This window comes from Planktothrix sp. PCC 11201 (assembly GCF_900009135.1).
Classification (GTDB): Bacteria; Cyanobacteriota; Cyanobacteriia; order Cyanobacteriales; family Microcoleaceae; genus Planktothrix.
This window is the reverse complement of sequence record NZ_LT797752.1, coordinates 1-1,128: the sequence shown is the minus strand read 5'-3', so window position 1 is coordinate 1,128 and position 1,128 is coordinate 1. Positions and strand designations below refer to the sequence as shown.

The following is a 1,128-nucleotide window of genomic DNA, read 5'->3' as shown; positions in this document are numbered from 1 at the left end:
ATGCCTGCTAAAAATCACTTAAATGAAAAGCAAGTAGAGAAACTACAGAAAAGATTGAAAGAGGAAGAAAATGGACAAATTAGAGAAAGAATCTTGATTCTACTATTGCTAAATGATGGTAAAAAACAAAGTGAAATTGCCAATTTTTTGGGATGTTCAATAAATAAAGTATGTTATTGGTGTGTACATGGAGATCCGGACAAGTTAGAAAGCCTAAAAGATGAAAGAATGAAAGGAAATTATAGAAAAGCCACAGATAAATATATAGAGATATTATTAGAAACTGTAGAAAAAGAACCGGAAGAATTAGGATATGAATTTGGGAGATGGACAGGAGAAAGATTGGCAACTTATTTAGAACAAATCACAGAAATAAAATTAAGTGGTTCACAAGTGAGAAGGATATTAAAGAAAAAAAAGTATGTTTACTTGTGGGCAAAGTATAGCTTGGAAGAGAAAAGAGATCCAGAAAAAAGGAAATTATTTAAAAATAAAATAGAAGAGTATTTAAAAATAACAAAAGAAAGTCCAGAACAATTACAGGTATGGTTTTGGGATGAAAGTGGATTTAATTTAAGAGTAATAAAAAGAAAGAACTGGTGTAAAAAAGGAAAGAGGAGAAAGATTAGAGGAGACAGAAGAAAAGGAAAAGTTAATGTTATGGGAGGATTGAGGTACTCGGACAAAAAAAGATTTGTAGAATTTCTGGATAAAGGGAATGCAAATAATTTTTATCAAGTGTTAAAAAGTTTTTATCAAGAGCTAATTCATGAGTGGGTATTAGCGGGAAATCAAGCAGAAGAATTTGTAGAAAAAGGAGCCAAGATTGTCATTATTCTTGATAATGCAAGTTTTCACAAAAAAGAAGAATACCTAGAAAAAATCAAAGCAGAAATGCCGAATATCTATTTAGAATTTCTTCCAGAATATAGTCCAGATTATAATTTAATTGAATTGGTCTGGCATTCAGCTAAAGAATATATTGCTAATCGACTCTTTAAATCAGTTGATGAGCTAGAGTGTTTATTGCATCAGCTTTTAAATGAGGGACAGTTATCTATTAAATGGGGACGTAAACTTAAAAACAAAGGTAATGCTATAATCACAGTTTAAATGCACAACAGCTTA

1 protein-coding gene is annotated in these 1,128 nt (G+C 30.4%); it reads left to right on the top strand.

What is annotated here, in order from left to right; translation table 11 throughout:
- On the top strand, window positions 1-1,113 hold a 1,113-nt coding region (locus PL11201_RS25525; protein ID WP_079678737.1), incomplete at its 5' end, for an IS630 family transposase.
- Window positions 1,114-1,128 lie beyond the last annotated feature (15 nt).